Origin of the sequence: Streptomyces amakusaensis (assembly GCF_039532665.1) — a bacterium.
Lineage (GTDB): Bacteria > Actinomycetota > Actinomycetes > Streptomycetales > Streptomycetaceae > Streptomyces > Streptomyces amakusaensis.
This window is the reverse complement of record NZ_BAAASB010000017.1, coordinates 99,312-111,692: the sequence shown is the minus strand read 5'-3', so window position 1 is coordinate 111,692 and position 12,381 is coordinate 99,312. Positions and strand designations below refer to the sequence as shown.

Sequence of the window (12,381 nt, the reverse complement as noted above, 5' to 3'; positions counted from 1 at the left end):
CATCGCCTCGATACGCCGGATGGGCTCGCCCCGCCCGCCCGGGGCCGCCCCGCCCGATCTAGGGTCGGGGTATGGCGCGACCGCGACGTATCGTCCTCGTCCGGCACGGTGAGTCGGAGGGAAATGCCGATGACACCGTGTACGAACGCGAGCCCGACCATGCGCTGAGACTGACCCCCACCGGGCTGGTCGAGGCGACGGAGGCTGGTGTCCGGCTCCGTGAGCTGTTTGGAAACGAGCAGGTCAGCGCCTATGTCTCACCCTATCGGCGCACCCATGAGACTTTTCGTGCCTTCGCCTTCGACTCCGCGCTCGTCCGGGTCCGCGAGGAGCCCCGGCTGCGCGAGCAGGACTGGGGAAACTGGCAGGACACCGATGACGTACGCCTTCAGAAGGCGTATCGGGACGCTTATGGGCACTTCTTCTACCGATTCGCCCAGGGGGAGTCGGGCGCGGATGTGTACGACCGGGTCGGCGCGTTCCTGGAGAGCCTGCACCGCAGTTTCGAGTCCCCGGACCATCCGCCGAATGTGCTTCTGGTGACCCATGGCCTGACCATGCGGCTGTTCTGCATGCGCTGGTTCCACTGGACGGTCGCGGAGTTCGAATCGCTCTCCAATCCGGGCAACGGCGAGATGCGTGTACTGGAAATCGGCGACGACGGGCGCTACACGCTTGACCGGCCGTTCGAACGCTGGCGGACCCCCGAGCCGTACGGCGTCACCGGATAGAGTGGCGGGAAGATGATCGCTGAATCCGCTGACGAACGGCGCTTCGAACGCGCCCTGGGCAGCCTGCTCGGACTGTCCGTGGGAGACGCCCTGGGCTCCCAGTTCTTCGTACCCGTGAACTACCCCCTCCTGCACCGCCGCGAACTGCCCGACGGCCGCTGGCAGTGGACCGACGACACCGAGATGGCCTGCTCGGTACTGGCCGTCCTCGCGGCCCACGGACGCGTCGACCAGGACGCCCTCGCCCGCTCCTTCGCCGACCACCATGACTTCGACCGCGGCTACGGCCCGGCGGTGAACCGCATGCTCCGGCTGGTCAGGGAGGGCGGCGACTGGCGGGAACTCGCCGCCGCGCTCTTCAACGGCCAGGGATCGTGGGGCAACGGCTCCGCCATGCGCGTCGCCCCGCTCGGCGCCTGGTACGGGGAGGACCCGGAGCAGGCCACCCATCAGGCCGAGATCTCCTCGTACACCACGCATCAGCACCGTGAGGCCGTGGTCGGGGCCATGGCGGTGGCGGCGGCCGCCGCGCTGGCCGCGGCTCCCGGCGGGCCCCCGGCCCCCGCCGAGCTGCTCGACGGGGTGATCGCGCTCGTACCGCGCAGCGCCGTGACCGCCGGGCTGCGCCGCGCGCGGGACATGCTCGACTACGACGACGCCACGACCGTCGCCGCCGTCCTCGGCAGCGGCCGGCGGACCAGCGCGCACGACACCGTGCCGTTCGCGCTGTGGTCGGCCGCCCGCTCGCTGGACGACTTCGAGCGGGCGTTCTGGACGACCGCGCGGGTGGGCGGCGATGTGGACACCACCTGCGCGATTGCCTGCGGAGTGGTCGCGGCGGGTGCGGCGGGAGCGCCCCCCGCCGACTGGCTCCGGCGCACCGAGGCGCTCCCGGAGTGGACCCCGCGCCGGGTGGGCTGACCCGCCGCTGGCCGGGGCCGGGGCCTTCTCACGGTGTACGAATGGCCGGAAAACGCCCTCCTCGGCGGTGCGCGGGGGGCACCGGCGGAGCGGGTCCGGAAGCCGGAGGGGAATCCGGTTGCCACCGGCGGGGTGGGGCGGCGTAACCTTGCTGGCGCCATGCCGTACGAACCTCCCACCCACAGAGTCGAGCGCTCGATCCGAGCCACCACCGGCGCCAGGATCGTCGCCGGCGTCGACGAGGTCGGCCGCGGAGCGTGGGCCGGACCGGTCACGGTGTGCGCCGCGATAACCGGGCTGCGCAGACCCCCCGCCGGCCTCACCGACTCCAAACTGATCAGCCCGAGGCGTCGCGAGGAACTCGCCGCCGAGCTGGAGAAGTGGGTGACGGCGTACGCACTCGGGCACGCCTCGCCCGAGGAGATCGACGCACAGGGAATGACCGCCGCCCTGCGGCTCGCCGCCCGCCGCGCGCTGGAGGCGCTGCCGGTCCGCCCGGACGCCGTCATCCTCGACGGCAAGCACGACTATCTCGGAGACCCCTGGCGCGTCCGCACGGTCATCAAGGGCGACCAGTCCTGCATCGCGGTCGCGGCCGCCTCGGTGATCGCCAAGGTGCGCCGGGACGCGATGATGGCCGAACTGCCCGGGGAGTACGCGGATTTCGCCTTCGCCGCCAACGCGGGCTACCCCTCGCCGGTGCACCAGGCGGTTCTCGCGGAACGGGGCCCCACGCCCTACCACCGGCTCTCCTGGGCCTATCTCGACGCCCTGCCCCGGTGGCGGCACCTCAAGAAGACCCGGATCCCCACCGCGGCGTCGGAGCTGGAGAGCGGGGGCCAGCTCGGCTTCGATTTCTGAACCGCCCCTTCCCGCAGGGCAGTCGCACTCGGACGCCCACCCGCCGATGCCGTTCGAACCGGCATTTGATAAACAGTCACCCATGCCTCTCTTCCCCGAGGAGCCTCAGATTCACGAGAGCGCCCAGGGTCCCCGCGTCACTCCGGCCACCGGCCGTACCGCGTCGACCCCCCGTCCCGTACCCGGTCCGCGTTCCATGGCCACGCCGCGTCCCGGAAGCCCGGGCCCCGGCCCGGCCCGGCCCGCGCCGCCGGCTCAGCGAACGTCCCCCGCCGCCGGGAAGCCGCAGGCTTCCCCCGCCGCGGAGAATCGTTCCCAGCCGAAGATCCAGCTGATCCCCGTGGCGGCCGACGCCGCTCTGGACGCCGCCGACGAGGCGGTCGATCTGCTGCTCGACACGGGCCGCGCGCCGGCCGACGTGCTGGTGCTCACCACCGGTGAGGCCCACCCGTGGGCCGCGCACGAGCTGTCCTTCGGCGAGGCCGCCTACTGGGCCCAGCACGACGCCGCCGACGATGTCTTCTACGCGGACGCGGCGGCCCTGGAGCGGGTCGCCCCCCGGCCCGTGGTCGTCGTCGCCCTCGGCGGCGGAGCCGAGAGCGACGCCGTGGCGCTGCCCGCGGCGCTGGCGAAGGCGGGCGCGCTGCTGATCGTGTGCGGCGACGCCCAGCGGATCAACGCCGCGCTCGGCGCGGCGGTCTGAGCCGTACGGCCCCACAGCGCCGTCGGCGAAGCCCCTCGGGGCTCCCGAACGATCCGGTGCTCCGGCTGCCCGCCCGACGGGCAGCCGGACGGGCCGCCGGACGGCGCTCGGCCCGGCCGGGAGGCCGGGCCGGTACGACGACGGGGTGCGGGGTACGGGGTACGACGGATCCCCGGGCCCCGAGGAGCCCGGGGGGATTCAGCGGGCGGCGGTGCGCCGCAGCGCCTCCGGAGCGCCGCTGGCGGTACGCAGCTCCAGCGGTTCGGCAGCCGCCGAGGCCTCGGCCAGATCGCCGGGAGTCGAGGTCAGATTCGGCTGGCGGCCGCCCCGTCCCTCTCCCAGCACCTGCCAGCCGCCGCGGGTCAGCGTGATGTACGCACCGCACCGCAGGCCGTGCAGGGTGCACGCGTCCCTCAGCCCCCACATCCACGCGCCGTCCTCCTCCGTCCACCGCTCGTCCCCCTCGCGGCAGTAGAGCAGTACGGCGGTACGCACCGGAGTGCGGCGGCGCAGATCGTGCGGGATCACCCGGCGCAGATGGGCCAGCAGCGCGTTGCGGAACTCCCAGCCGTCGGCGAGCGCGGAGCGCCGGGTGAACGAGGCGCTCGCCGCGAGGCGTTCTTCGTGGTCGAGCACCGCGACGACCGCTGTCGTCGGAATCGGACGGTGGCGGGAGTGCAGCCCGCTGACCACCTCTCGGGGGTTGCGCAGCAGGGGGATCCCCGCCGAGGCCCACTCGGCAGGCTGGAGCATCCTGGCGAGTCGGCTGGCGGAGTTCGCCGAATGGGTCATCGAGGTGGCTGCGGACGAGGCGAATCCGAAGGTCACAGTCCTCCCTTCGCATACGCGCCCACAGTGCGGGCAGGGTCGGGTGAGGGCGCACCGCGAACAGCCCTTCCGACCGCGAACGGGCCGTGCGGGGAGCGTTTCAATTCTCGCTGTCCCATCGGCATGCGGCAACGAGCAATTTGACGTCGCTGGCAGAAATAACCTGGTATGACCCTGATATCCCTTCCCCTCATTGCTCTCCGCACTCCCTCCCGTGACTCCCGGCCCCGCGCCGCCCTCCGCCCTCCGCCGCCCGCCCCGCCCCGGCGGCTCCGGCGGCCGTTCGTGAGCCGGTGTCACGCTGGGTGAATTGGGCGATTGTCAGTGCCATCGGGTTGCATGGGGGTATGGAAAACCTGGAGCTCCGCGCCGAAGCCGATGCCGTCCTCGCCGAGCTGGTCGGCGCCCCGGTGGGGGCGGCGCGGCTGCGGGAGGACCAGTGGCAGGCCGTGGCGGCCCTGGTGGAGGAGCGCCGGCGCGCCCTGGTGGTGCAGCGCACCGGCTGGGGCAAGTCGGCGGTGTACTTCGTCGCCACCGCGCTGCTGCGCCGCCGCGGCTCCGGCCCCACGGTGATCATCTCGCCGCTGCTGGCGCTGATGCGCAACCAGGTGGACGCGGCGGCCCGCGCCGGTATCCAGGCGCGCACCATCAACTCGGCCAACCCGGAGGAGTGGGAAACGATCTACGAGGAGGTCGAGCGCGGCGAGACCGATGTCCTCCTCGTCAGCCCGGAGCGCCTCAATTCCGTGGACTTCCGGGAACAGGTGCTCCCCAAGCTCGCGGCCACGACCGGCCTGCTGGTGGTCGACGAGGCGCACTGCATCTCCGACTGGGGCCATGACTTCCGCCCCGACTACCGCCGGCTGCGGGCGATGCTGGCGGAGCTCGCCCCCGGCGTACCGGTGCTCGCCACCACCGCGACCGCCAACGCGCGGGTGACCGCCGATGTGGCCGAGCAGCTCGGCACCGGCGCGGGTGAGGCCCTGGTGCTGCGCGGCCCGCTGGAGCGGGAGAGCCTCCGCCTCGGAGTCGTCCGGCTGCCGGACGCCGCGCACCGGCTGGCCTGGCTCGCCGAGCACCTGGGCGGGCTCCAGGGGTCCGGGATCATCTACACCCTCACCGTCGCCGCCGCCGAGGAGGCCACCGCCTTCCTGCGGCAGCGCGGCTTCGACGTGGCCTCCTACACCGGCAAGACGGAGAACGCCGACCGGCTCCAGGCCGAGTCCGACCTCCAGGAGAACCGCGTCAAGGCGCTGGTCGCGACCTCGGCGCTGGGCATGGGCTTCGACAAGCCCGACCTGGGCTTCGTGATCCATCTCGGCTCGCCGTCCTCGCCCATCGCCTACTACCAGCAGGTCGGCCGCGCCGGCCGAGGCGTCGAGCACGCCGATGTGCTGCTGCTGCCGGGCAAGGAGGACGAGGCCATCTGGCGCTACTTCGCCGACACCGCCTTCCCGCCCGAGGCGCAGGTGCGCCAGACCCTGACCGCCCTCGCCGACGCGGGACGGCCGCTGTCCGTACCGGCCCTGGAGGCGGCGGTGGAGCTCCGGCGGACCCGGCTGGAGACCATGCTGAAGGTCCTCGACGTGGACGGAGCCGTCAAGCGGGTGAAGGGCGGCTGGACGTCCACCGGCCGGGAGTGGAGCTACGACTCCGAGCGGTACGCCTGGGTCGCCCGCCAGCGCGCCGCCGAGCAGCAGGCCATGCGCGACTACGTCAGCACGACCCGGTGCCGGATGGAGTTCCTGCGCCGCCAGCTGGACGACGAGGGGGCGGCCCCGTGCGGTCGCTGCGACAACTGCGCGGGAGTCTGGGCCGATGCCTCCGTCTCGGCGGAGACGCTCACCGGGGCGGCGAAGGAGCTGGACCGCCCGGGGGTGGAGATCGAGCCGCGCCGGATGTGGCCCACGGGGATGCCCGTGCTCGGCATCGACCTCAAGGGGCGGATCCCCGCCGGGGAGCAGTGCTCCACCGGGCGTGCCCTGGGACGGCTCTCGGACATCGGCTGGGGGAACCGGCTGCGCCCCCTGCTGGCGGAGAACGCGCCCGACGCACCGGTCCCCGACGACGTCCTGCGGGCCGCGGTGGCCGTCCTCGCCGACTGGGCGCGCTCTCCGGGCGGCTGGGCCCCGGGTGTCCCGGACGCCTCCGCCCGGCCGGTGGGGATCGTCGCCGTGCCGTCCCTGACCCGTCCGCGGCTGGTCGGCTCCCTCGCCCAGGGAATCGCGACCGTCGGCCGGCTCCCCTTCCTGGGCACCCTGACGTACACCGGGCCGGACGGCGCGCACACGGCGCGCCGCAGCAATTCGGCCCAGCGCCTCAGGGCGCTGTCGGGGACCTTCGCCGTCCCCGAGGAGCTGGCGGGCGCGCTGGCCGGCTCTCCCGGTCCCGTCCTGCTCGTGGACGACTACACCGACTCGGGCTGGACCCTCGCGGTCGCCGCCCGGCTCATCCGCCGGGCGGGTGGCGACCGGGTCCTTCCGCTGGTCCTCGCCGCGGCGGGCTGATCCGGCGGCACGGGGCCGCTCATCATCGCGGCGACTTGACCTCAATCAATGTTGAGGTTGAACAGTGGGTCTTCCTCCGTAAGCCAATGGGAAGGAACGACCATGCGCGCTGTCGTACTGCATCAGTTCGGCGCCCCCGAGAACCTCCGCCTCGAGACCGTGCCCGATCCCGTTCCGGGCGGCGGTCAGGTGCTCATCGAGGTGAGGGCGGCGGGCGTTCATCTGATCGAGACGGCGATGAGGCAGGGACTGGACATCGGGCCGCCGCTTCCGGAGCTCCCTGCGGTCTTCGGGGGAGAGGTGGCCGGCGTGGTGGCATCGGTCGGGCCGGATGTGGACACGGCCTGGGTGGGTGCCGCGGTGGCCACCGCGCACAGCGGCCCGGGGGGCTACGCGGAGCGGGTCGTCGCCGATGTCTCGTCACTGCACCGCATTCCGGCCGGGCTGGATCATGAGGCCGCCGTCGCCATGGTCGTCACCGGCGCCACCGCCGTGGGCCTCCTCGACATCGCCGCCCTCACCCGCGAGGACGTGGTCCTGGTCACCTCCGCCGCCGGCGGCGTCGGACGCCTGGTCGTGCAGTTCGCCCGCCATCGCGGTGCCACGGTCGTCGGCGCGGCCGGCGGACCGGAGAAGACGGCGGCGGTACGAGAGCTGGGGGCCGATCTGGCCGTCGACTACAACCGCCCCGACTGGCCGGACACCGTCCGCGCCGGCCTGGGCGAGCGGCGGGTCACCGCCGTGCTGGACGGAGTCGCGGGCGAGAAGGGGCGGGCCGCCTTCGGGCTGCTGGCCGAGGGCGGTCGGTACATCGGCATCGGAGCCTCGTCGCGTGAGGACTTCCTGCCGGACGAGGCGGAGCTGAAGGAGCGGAGGGTGACTTTCACCGATGCCCTGGCCCTGCTGCTGGAGGGGCAGGACGCGCCCGTCGACGAGGCCCGCGCGCTGGCGGCGGCCGCCGACGGGACGATGGTGCCCTCGGTGCAGGCCTTCCCGCTGTCGCGGGCCGCCGAGGCGCACGCCGCCCTGGAGGCACGGGCGACGACGGGCAAGGTGGTTCTCGTCCCGGACGCCGGCTGACGGCCGGGCGGGTCCCGTGTCACCACGCGCCGGCTCCGCCGTCGACGGGGACGGTCGCGCCGGTGACAAAGCTCGCGAGATCGCTGCAGAGCCAGGCGGCGGCCTCGGCCACCTCCGCCGGGTCGGCCACCCGCTTCTGAGGGTTCCGCTGCCGCATGCGCCGTTCGGCCCCGGGGTCCCGGGCGAACAGCTCCTCCGCCATCTCCGACCGGGTCAGGCCGGTGGCGAGCGCGTTGATCCGGATGCCGTCCCCGGCGTACTGCGCGGCGGCGGACTTCGTCAGGCCCAGGACACCGTGCTTGGCCGCGACGTACGCCGGTCCCATGGAGGTCGCGCGCACTCCGGCGATGCTGCTGTTGTTCACGATCGTGCCGCCCGTGCCCGCGCTGAGCATGGCGCTGATCTCGTGTTTCATACAGAGCCACACACCGCGCAGATTGACGTCGACGACTCTGTCGTAGTCGGCGGCGTCGGTCTCGTGCAGCGGCCGGGGAGGAGTCACCGCGCCGGCGTTGTTGAACGCCGCGTCGAGCCTGCCGTACCGGTCGAGGGGGAGGCGCACCGCCCGCTCCACCTCGTCGGTGCGGGTCACATCCCCGGCGACGGAGAGTACTTCGACGCCCCTGTCCCTCAACTCGGCCGCCAGTGACTCCAGTCTCCCGGTCCGGCGCGCCATCAGCACCAGTGCCGAACCGTGCCGGCCGAACACCCGGGCCGCCGCCGCCCCGATCCCGCTGCTGGCCCCTGTGATCAGTGTGACCTTGCCGGCGAGCATCCCCGGCCCTCGCGCATCGGTCGTCATCCGCGGTCCCCCTTCCTGTCCCCAACTGCCATGATCTTGAAGGGATTCGTGCCGCTCGGTCCATGTGTCGCCGCACCGGCACACGCCGGAATGGCCGAGTGATATTGACTGAAACCTTAGAGGGCAGTCACATCAAATATGACTATCCAGCCATTTAGTGCCGGACCCATGGGGGACAACCGGCCGCGACCTGGCCGAACAGAGTGCAGGGGGGTGGGGTGAGTGCTGGATACAGAACCGGGAAGTTGGTTTGATATCCGGGCTGTCATTACCTTTCCCACACCGTGCTCGCCGGACGCAGGGTGACGAGTTCCGCTTCGGGGGTCGCAGTGAGGAAGCAGGAGCGAGCCACGCGAACCCGCCACGCACTGATCCGCTCGGCGGCGCGGCAGTTCGTGCGGCAGGGATACGCGCAGGCCAGGCTGGTGGAGATCAGCGCCGGTGCGGGGGTCAGCGCCGGAGCCCTGCACTTCCACTTCGAGAGCAAGGCGGCCGTGGCGGACGCCGTGCGGGGCGAGGCCGGCCGGCTGCTGCGGGAGGCCGCCGCCCTCGCCCGTGAGCGGCAGCCCCGGGCGCTCCAGGCGCTGGTCGACATGTCGCACATCCTGGGTCAACTCCTGCGCGAGGACGTGGTGGTGCAGGCCGGCTACCAGCTCGACTGCGACCCGAGCGCCACGGCCGGCGGCGCGGAACTGCATGAGGAATGGCTCGAATGCGTGGACCGGATGCTGGCCGCCGCGGCAAGCGAGGGCGTTCTCGGGCCCGGGGTGGACAGGGGGGATCTGGTGACCGTGGTGGTCTCGGCCACCATTGGGCTGGAAGCCCTTGGCAGGCACGACGGAACGTGGCTGCTGAGGTCGTCGCTCACCGGCTTCTGGCGATGGATGCTGCCCTCCGTCGCCACCCCGCAGGCGCTTCCCGGGCTGTGTCCGCAGGGTGACGATCTGGTGCTCTCCGCCTCCGGCCGCCCGGTGGCAGGCCTCATGACCCCCTGATGAAACCGGACGTTCGCCCGGTTCCTGTAGCCTGATCTCCCCTGCCGGTCGCGGGCTCCCGACCGCCTCGAAGCCGCTGTTCAAGCGATGGCTCGACGGCTCATGGGGAACTCCTCGATGGGCCCCGGCGCGCGGCGTGGCAGGAAGACGGCCCTGTGATTCCTTGAAGCGGAGGCCGTCCAGTCCGTATCTTTCCCCCACTTGACCGTCCGAGGATCTCTGTTTGAACGTGACGCTCCGTCATATGGGGGAATGGTGACCATGGAGAGTGCCGAGGCCCAGACCGCACCACCACCACAGACCGCCCGCCTCACCAGAACCGTGCCGCGCGAGTACGTCCACCGCGCCGTGGTCGCCGAGGTCTTCCTCACCAGCTGGACCGAGCTGGAGGGGGAGCGCTGCGCCGTCTCCGCCCAGTGGCCGCGCGGCCACAGCTTCTTCTCGCCCATCGACCGCTCCCTCTACGACCCGATGCTGGTCGCCGAGACCATTCGCCAGATCGGTGCGCTGATCGCGCACACCTCCTTCCGGGTGCCGCTCGGGCAGAAGTTCCTGTTGCGGGAACTCGGTTACACCGTGGACCTGGAACAGCTCGCCATCGGAGCCGCGCCGGCCAGTCTGGACATCGATGTCACATGCTCTGATGTCCAGTGCCGCAAGGACCGGCTCACCGGTCTGCGCTACGAGGCGGCCATCCGGCACGAGGGTGTGGTGATCGGGACGGGCGGGGCCCATTTCACCTGTGTCTCCCCCGCGGTGTACCGCAGGCTGCGCGAGCGCCGGATCCGGTGGTCCGAGCCGCCCCGGAGCGCCCTCCGGATGCCCGTCGCGCCCCAGCGGGTGGGGCGTCAGTCCCCCTTCGACGTGGTCCTCGCCCCGTCCGACACCCCCCACCGCTGGCAGCTGCGCGTGGATCCCAGTCACCCCATACTCTTCGACCACCCGGTCGACCACATCCCCGGCATGGCGCTGCTGGAGGCGGCCAGGCAGGCGGTCCACGCCCTCGCCCCCGAGGGGCGGTCCATGGTGCTCTCCAGCGTCGACAGCTCCTTCCCGAGGTTCGCCGAGTTCGACCGGCCGTGCTGGATCGTCGCCGAGCGGGACCCCCGGCGGCAGGACGACGGCCGATGGCGGGTCACCGGCCACCAGGAGGGCGACACGGTCTTCTCCGCGACCGTCACGGGCCGGCCCGCCCCCTTCCTCCGCGCCCCTCGACCCCATGAGGCCGCGTCCTGCGCCTAGGGCCTGCCCTCACGCCGCGTCCGTCCGGCGAAGCCCGGATCCGGCCGAGTCAACCCCCTCTCGTCCCTGGAGACGCCGTGCGGCAGACGCCGAAGCAGCAGATACGACTCGTTGCCGTGAACATCGACGGGGTCCTGCTCAACGACACGTTCAGTCCGGTCATCCACGGGTTCGTCGAGCGGCGCGGCGGACGGTACACGGCGGAGGTCGAGCGGGACGTCTTCTCGCAGCCCCAGGAGACGGCCCTGCGAGCCCTGGGCCGGGCCGCGGGCCTCGACCGGCCGGTGTCCGAGCTGCGCGAGGCCTACTTCCGGGAGCGGGAGGTCTACTTGGAGGGGGACCCGGTCCGCCTGCTGGACGGTGCTGTCGACCTCCTGCTGCGGCTGCGTTCCCTCGGGCTTCGGACCATTTGCTACGGAGGCCTCGACCGAAGCCATTTCGATCGCTTCCTCGGCGCGTGGAGCCATCTCTTCGACGAGCCTCGATACATATGCACCAATGGCTTCCGGCCGGGTATCGCGGAGATCACCGTCGACCTTTTCGGCCTCGGTTACGACCAGGTGCTTTTCATCGATGATGTGGCGCGTGTGGCGGAGGAGGCCAAGAAGCTGGGTGTCGCGTTCATCGGACACCCCAGTGGATTCGAGCACGGTTTCCAGACGGCCATGATGGTCGAGACGGGGGTCCGCCACCTCGTGGGCTCACTCGCGGAGATCGACGAGGCTCTCCTGGGCACCGTGAACGCCGAGGCGGCGGCGGGCACGTCCTGGAGCGGCGGGTCTGGCCGGTGTTCCACGGGCGCTGCTTAAATGCCTACCCGAAGGTTTCATCGGCGATCCGACGGTGTACCCCGCGGGCGTGAGTGGGCGGTTCGCACGGACAGGCAGGGCACTGGTGGCGAAGCAGGAACGATCGATCCGAACGCGGCGGAAGATCCTGGAGGCCGCTGCCTCCGTCTTCGAGGAGCACGGGTACGGTGCCGCGAAGCTCTCCGCCGTGCTGGAGCGGGCGGAGGTGACGAAGGGGGCGCTGTATTTCCATTTCACCTCCAAGGAGGAACTGGCCTACGCCGTTCTGGACGCTCAGACGGAATTCCCGGTCCGCCGTGTGCAGCGGTGCAGACTCCAGGAGTTCGTGGACATCGGCCTGCTGTTCGCGCACCGGCTGTCGACGGATGTCCTGCTGCGCGGAAGCGTGCGGCTGACCCTGGACCGGGGCAGTGGCGAACTGGACCGGAGCGGCCCGTACCGAGGGTGGATCGAACTCAACCACCAGGTGCTCAAGGAGGCCCAGGAGCACGGTGAGGTGCTGCCCCACGTCGATGTGGAGGAGACCGCGCGGATCGTCGTGGGAGGGTACGCGGGCATCAATCTGATGACTCAGATCACCGGCGGGCTGGAGGATCTGGAGGCCATGGCCGGCGCGTTCTACCGGCATGTCCTCCCGGGTGTCGCGGCCCCGGGGGTGCTCGGCACGCTCGACATGGCCCCCGACCGGGGGGCGCGTCTGCTCGCCGCCGGGCCGGAGCGTTCGACGGGCGGGGAGCCCGCGCCGCCCGGGTGACACAGCCGGTCACGTTCCGCGTTGGTCATGTCCCCATGCAACCCGATGCCGCCGACAACGCGCGAACGCGGCGTCCGCGCCTGTGGACAACCTCGGCGGACAGGAGTCGGCCGGGAGCGAGTTATCCACAGGGGGTCGCGGACTTTCC

Annotated in this window: 12 protein-coding genes; 10 read left to right on the top strand and 2 right to left on the bottom strand. The window is 71.9% G+C overall.

Translation table 11 applies throughout. The features are described 5' to 3' along the window. The first annotated feature begins 71 nt into the window (after nucleotides 1-71). The 4 genes from ABD371_RS27130 (at nucleotide 72) to ABD371_RS27115 (ending at nucleotide 3,216) form a co-directional block, all read left to right on the top strand. Nucleotides 72-731, top strand: coding sequence for a histidine phosphatase family protein (locus ABD371_RS27130; RefSeq protein WP_344482253.1), 660 nt, complete (start codon nucleotides 72-74; stop codon nucleotides 729-731). 12 nt (nucleotides 732-743) lie between these two features. Next, nucleotides 744-1,652 carry an ADP-ribosylglycohydrolase family protein gene (locus tag ABD371_RS27125; RefSeq protein ID WP_344482250.1) on the top strand — a complete coding sequence of 303 codons (909 nt, stop codon included), beginning with the start codon at nucleotides 744-746 and terminating at the stop codon, nucleotides 1,650-1,652. Nucleotides 1,653-1,811: 159 nt separating this feature from the next. After that, entirely contained in the window at nucleotides 1,812-2,513 is a 702-nt protein-coding gene (locus ABD371_RS27120) for a ribonuclease HII (RefSeq protein ID WP_344482247.1), read from the top strand. 82 nt (nucleotides 2,514-2,595) lie between these two features. Then, nucleotides 2,596-3,216, top strand: coding sequence for a hypothetical protein (locus ABD371_RS27115; RefSeq protein ID WP_344482244.1), 621 nt, complete (start codon nucleotides 2,596-2,598; stop codon nucleotides 3,214-3,216). A gap of 198 nt (nucleotides 3,217-3,414) precedes the next feature. Here the strand turns inward: ABD371_RS27115 and ABD371_RS27110 are convergent, their stop codons facing one another. Continuing rightward, a complete protein-coding gene (locus ABD371_RS27110) occupies nucleotides 3,415-4,044 on the bottom strand; it encodes a hypothetical protein (RefSeq protein WP_344482241.1) in 630 nt (209 codons plus the stop codon). 347 nt (nucleotides 4,045-4,391) lie between these two features. On the opposite strand from ABD371_RS27110, the gene ABD371_RS27105 reads away from it, so the two are divergent. Together ABD371_RS27105 and ABD371_RS27100 are read left to right on the top strand one after the other, a co-directional pair. Beyond that, a complete protein-coding gene (locus tag ABD371_RS27105; RefSeq protein ID WP_344482238.1) occupies nucleotides 4,392-6,551 on the top strand; it encodes a RecQ family ATP-dependent DNA helicase in 2,160 nt (719 codons plus the stop codon). A 102-nt stretch (nucleotides 6,552-6,653) separates the two neighbouring features. Further along, complete coding sequence (locus ABD371_RS27100; protein ID WP_344482235.1) at nucleotides 6,654-7,631, top strand: zinc-binding dehydrogenase; 978 nt, start codon at nucleotides 6,654-6,656, stop codon at nucleotides 7,629-7,631. A gap of 19 nt (nucleotides 7,632-7,650) precedes the next feature. On the opposite strand, the gene ABD371_RS27095 is transcribed toward ABD371_RS27100, so the two are convergent. Next, nucleotides 7,651-8,433, bottom strand: coding sequence for an SDR family NAD(P)-dependent oxidoreductase (locus ABD371_RS27095; RefSeq protein ID WP_344482232.1), 783 nt, complete (start codon nucleotides 8,431-8,433; stop codon nucleotides 7,651-7,653). Between the two features lie 329 nt (nucleotides 8,434-8,762). Between ABD371_RS27095 and ABD371_RS27090 the strand changes: the two genes are divergently transcribed. The 4 genes from ABD371_RS27090 (at nucleotide 8,763) to ABD371_RS27075 (ending at nucleotide 12,233) form a co-directional block, all read left to right on the top strand. Next, nucleotides 8,763-9,428: a ScbR family autoregulator-binding transcription factor gene (locus ABD371_RS27090; RefSeq protein WP_344482229.1), complete on the top strand. Its 666-nt coding sequence runs from the start codon at nucleotides 8,763-8,765 to the stop codon at nucleotides 9,426-9,428. A 261-nt stretch (nucleotides 9,429-9,689) separates the two neighbouring features. Then, nucleotides 9,690-10,670, top strand: a complete 981-nt coding sequence (locus ABD371_RS27085) for a ScbA/BarX family gamma-butyrolactone biosynthesis protein (RefSeq protein ID WP_344482226.1) — start codon at nucleotides 9,690-9,692, stop codon at nucleotides 10,668-10,670. 77 nt (nucleotides 10,671-10,747) lie between these two features. After that, complete coding sequence (locus ABD371_RS27080) at nucleotides 10,748-11,479, top strand: HAD family phosphatase (protein ID WP_344482223.1); 732 nt, start codon at nucleotides 10,748-10,750, stop codon at nucleotides 11,477-11,479. Between the two features lie 85 nt (nucleotides 11,480-11,564). Next, the gene (locus ABD371_RS27075) at nucleotides 11,565-12,233 is read left to right on the top strand and encodes a ScbR family autoregulator-binding transcription factor (RefSeq protein WP_344482220.1); all 669 of its coding nucleotides are present in this window, start codon (nucleotides 11,565-11,567) and stop codon (nucleotides 12,231-12,233) included. The last annotated feature ends 148 nt before the right edge of the window (nucleotides 12,234-12,381 follow it).

Excerpts from the sequence above, each read along its gene's own strand:
- ABD371_RS27130 (WP_344482253.1), top strand. The coding sequence starts at position 72 with ATGGCGCGACCGCGACGTATCGTCCTCGTCCGGCACGGTGAGTCGGAG.
- ABD371_RS27125 (WP_344482250.1), top strand. The coding sequence starts at position 744 with ATGATCGCTGAATCCGCTGACGAACGGCGCTTCGAACGCGCCCTGGGC.
- ABD371_RS27120 (WP_344482247.1), top strand. The coding sequence starts at position 1,812 with ATGCCGTACGAACCTCCCACCCACAGAGTCGAGCGCTCGATCCGAGCC.
- ABD371_RS27115 (WP_344482244.1), top strand. The coding sequence starts at position 2,596 with ATGCCTCTCTTCCCCGAGGAGCCTCAGATTCACGAGAGCGCCCAGGGT.
- ABD371_RS27105 (WP_344482238.1), top strand. The coding sequence starts at position 4,392 with ATGGAAAACCTGGAGCTCCGCGCCGAAGCCGATGCCGTCCTCGCCGAG.
- ABD371_RS27100 (WP_344482235.1), top strand. The coding sequence starts at position 6,654 with ATGCGCGCTGTCGTACTGCATCAGTTCGGCGCCCCCGAGAACCTCCGC.
- ABD371_RS27095 (WP_344482232.1), bottom strand. The coding sequence starts at position 8,433 with ATGACGACCGATGCGCGAGGGCCGGGGATGCTCGCCGGCAAGGTCACA.
- ABD371_RS27085 (WP_344482226.1), top strand. The coding sequence starts at position 9,690 with ATGGAGAGTGCCGAGGCCCAGACCGCACCACCACCACAGACCGCCCGC.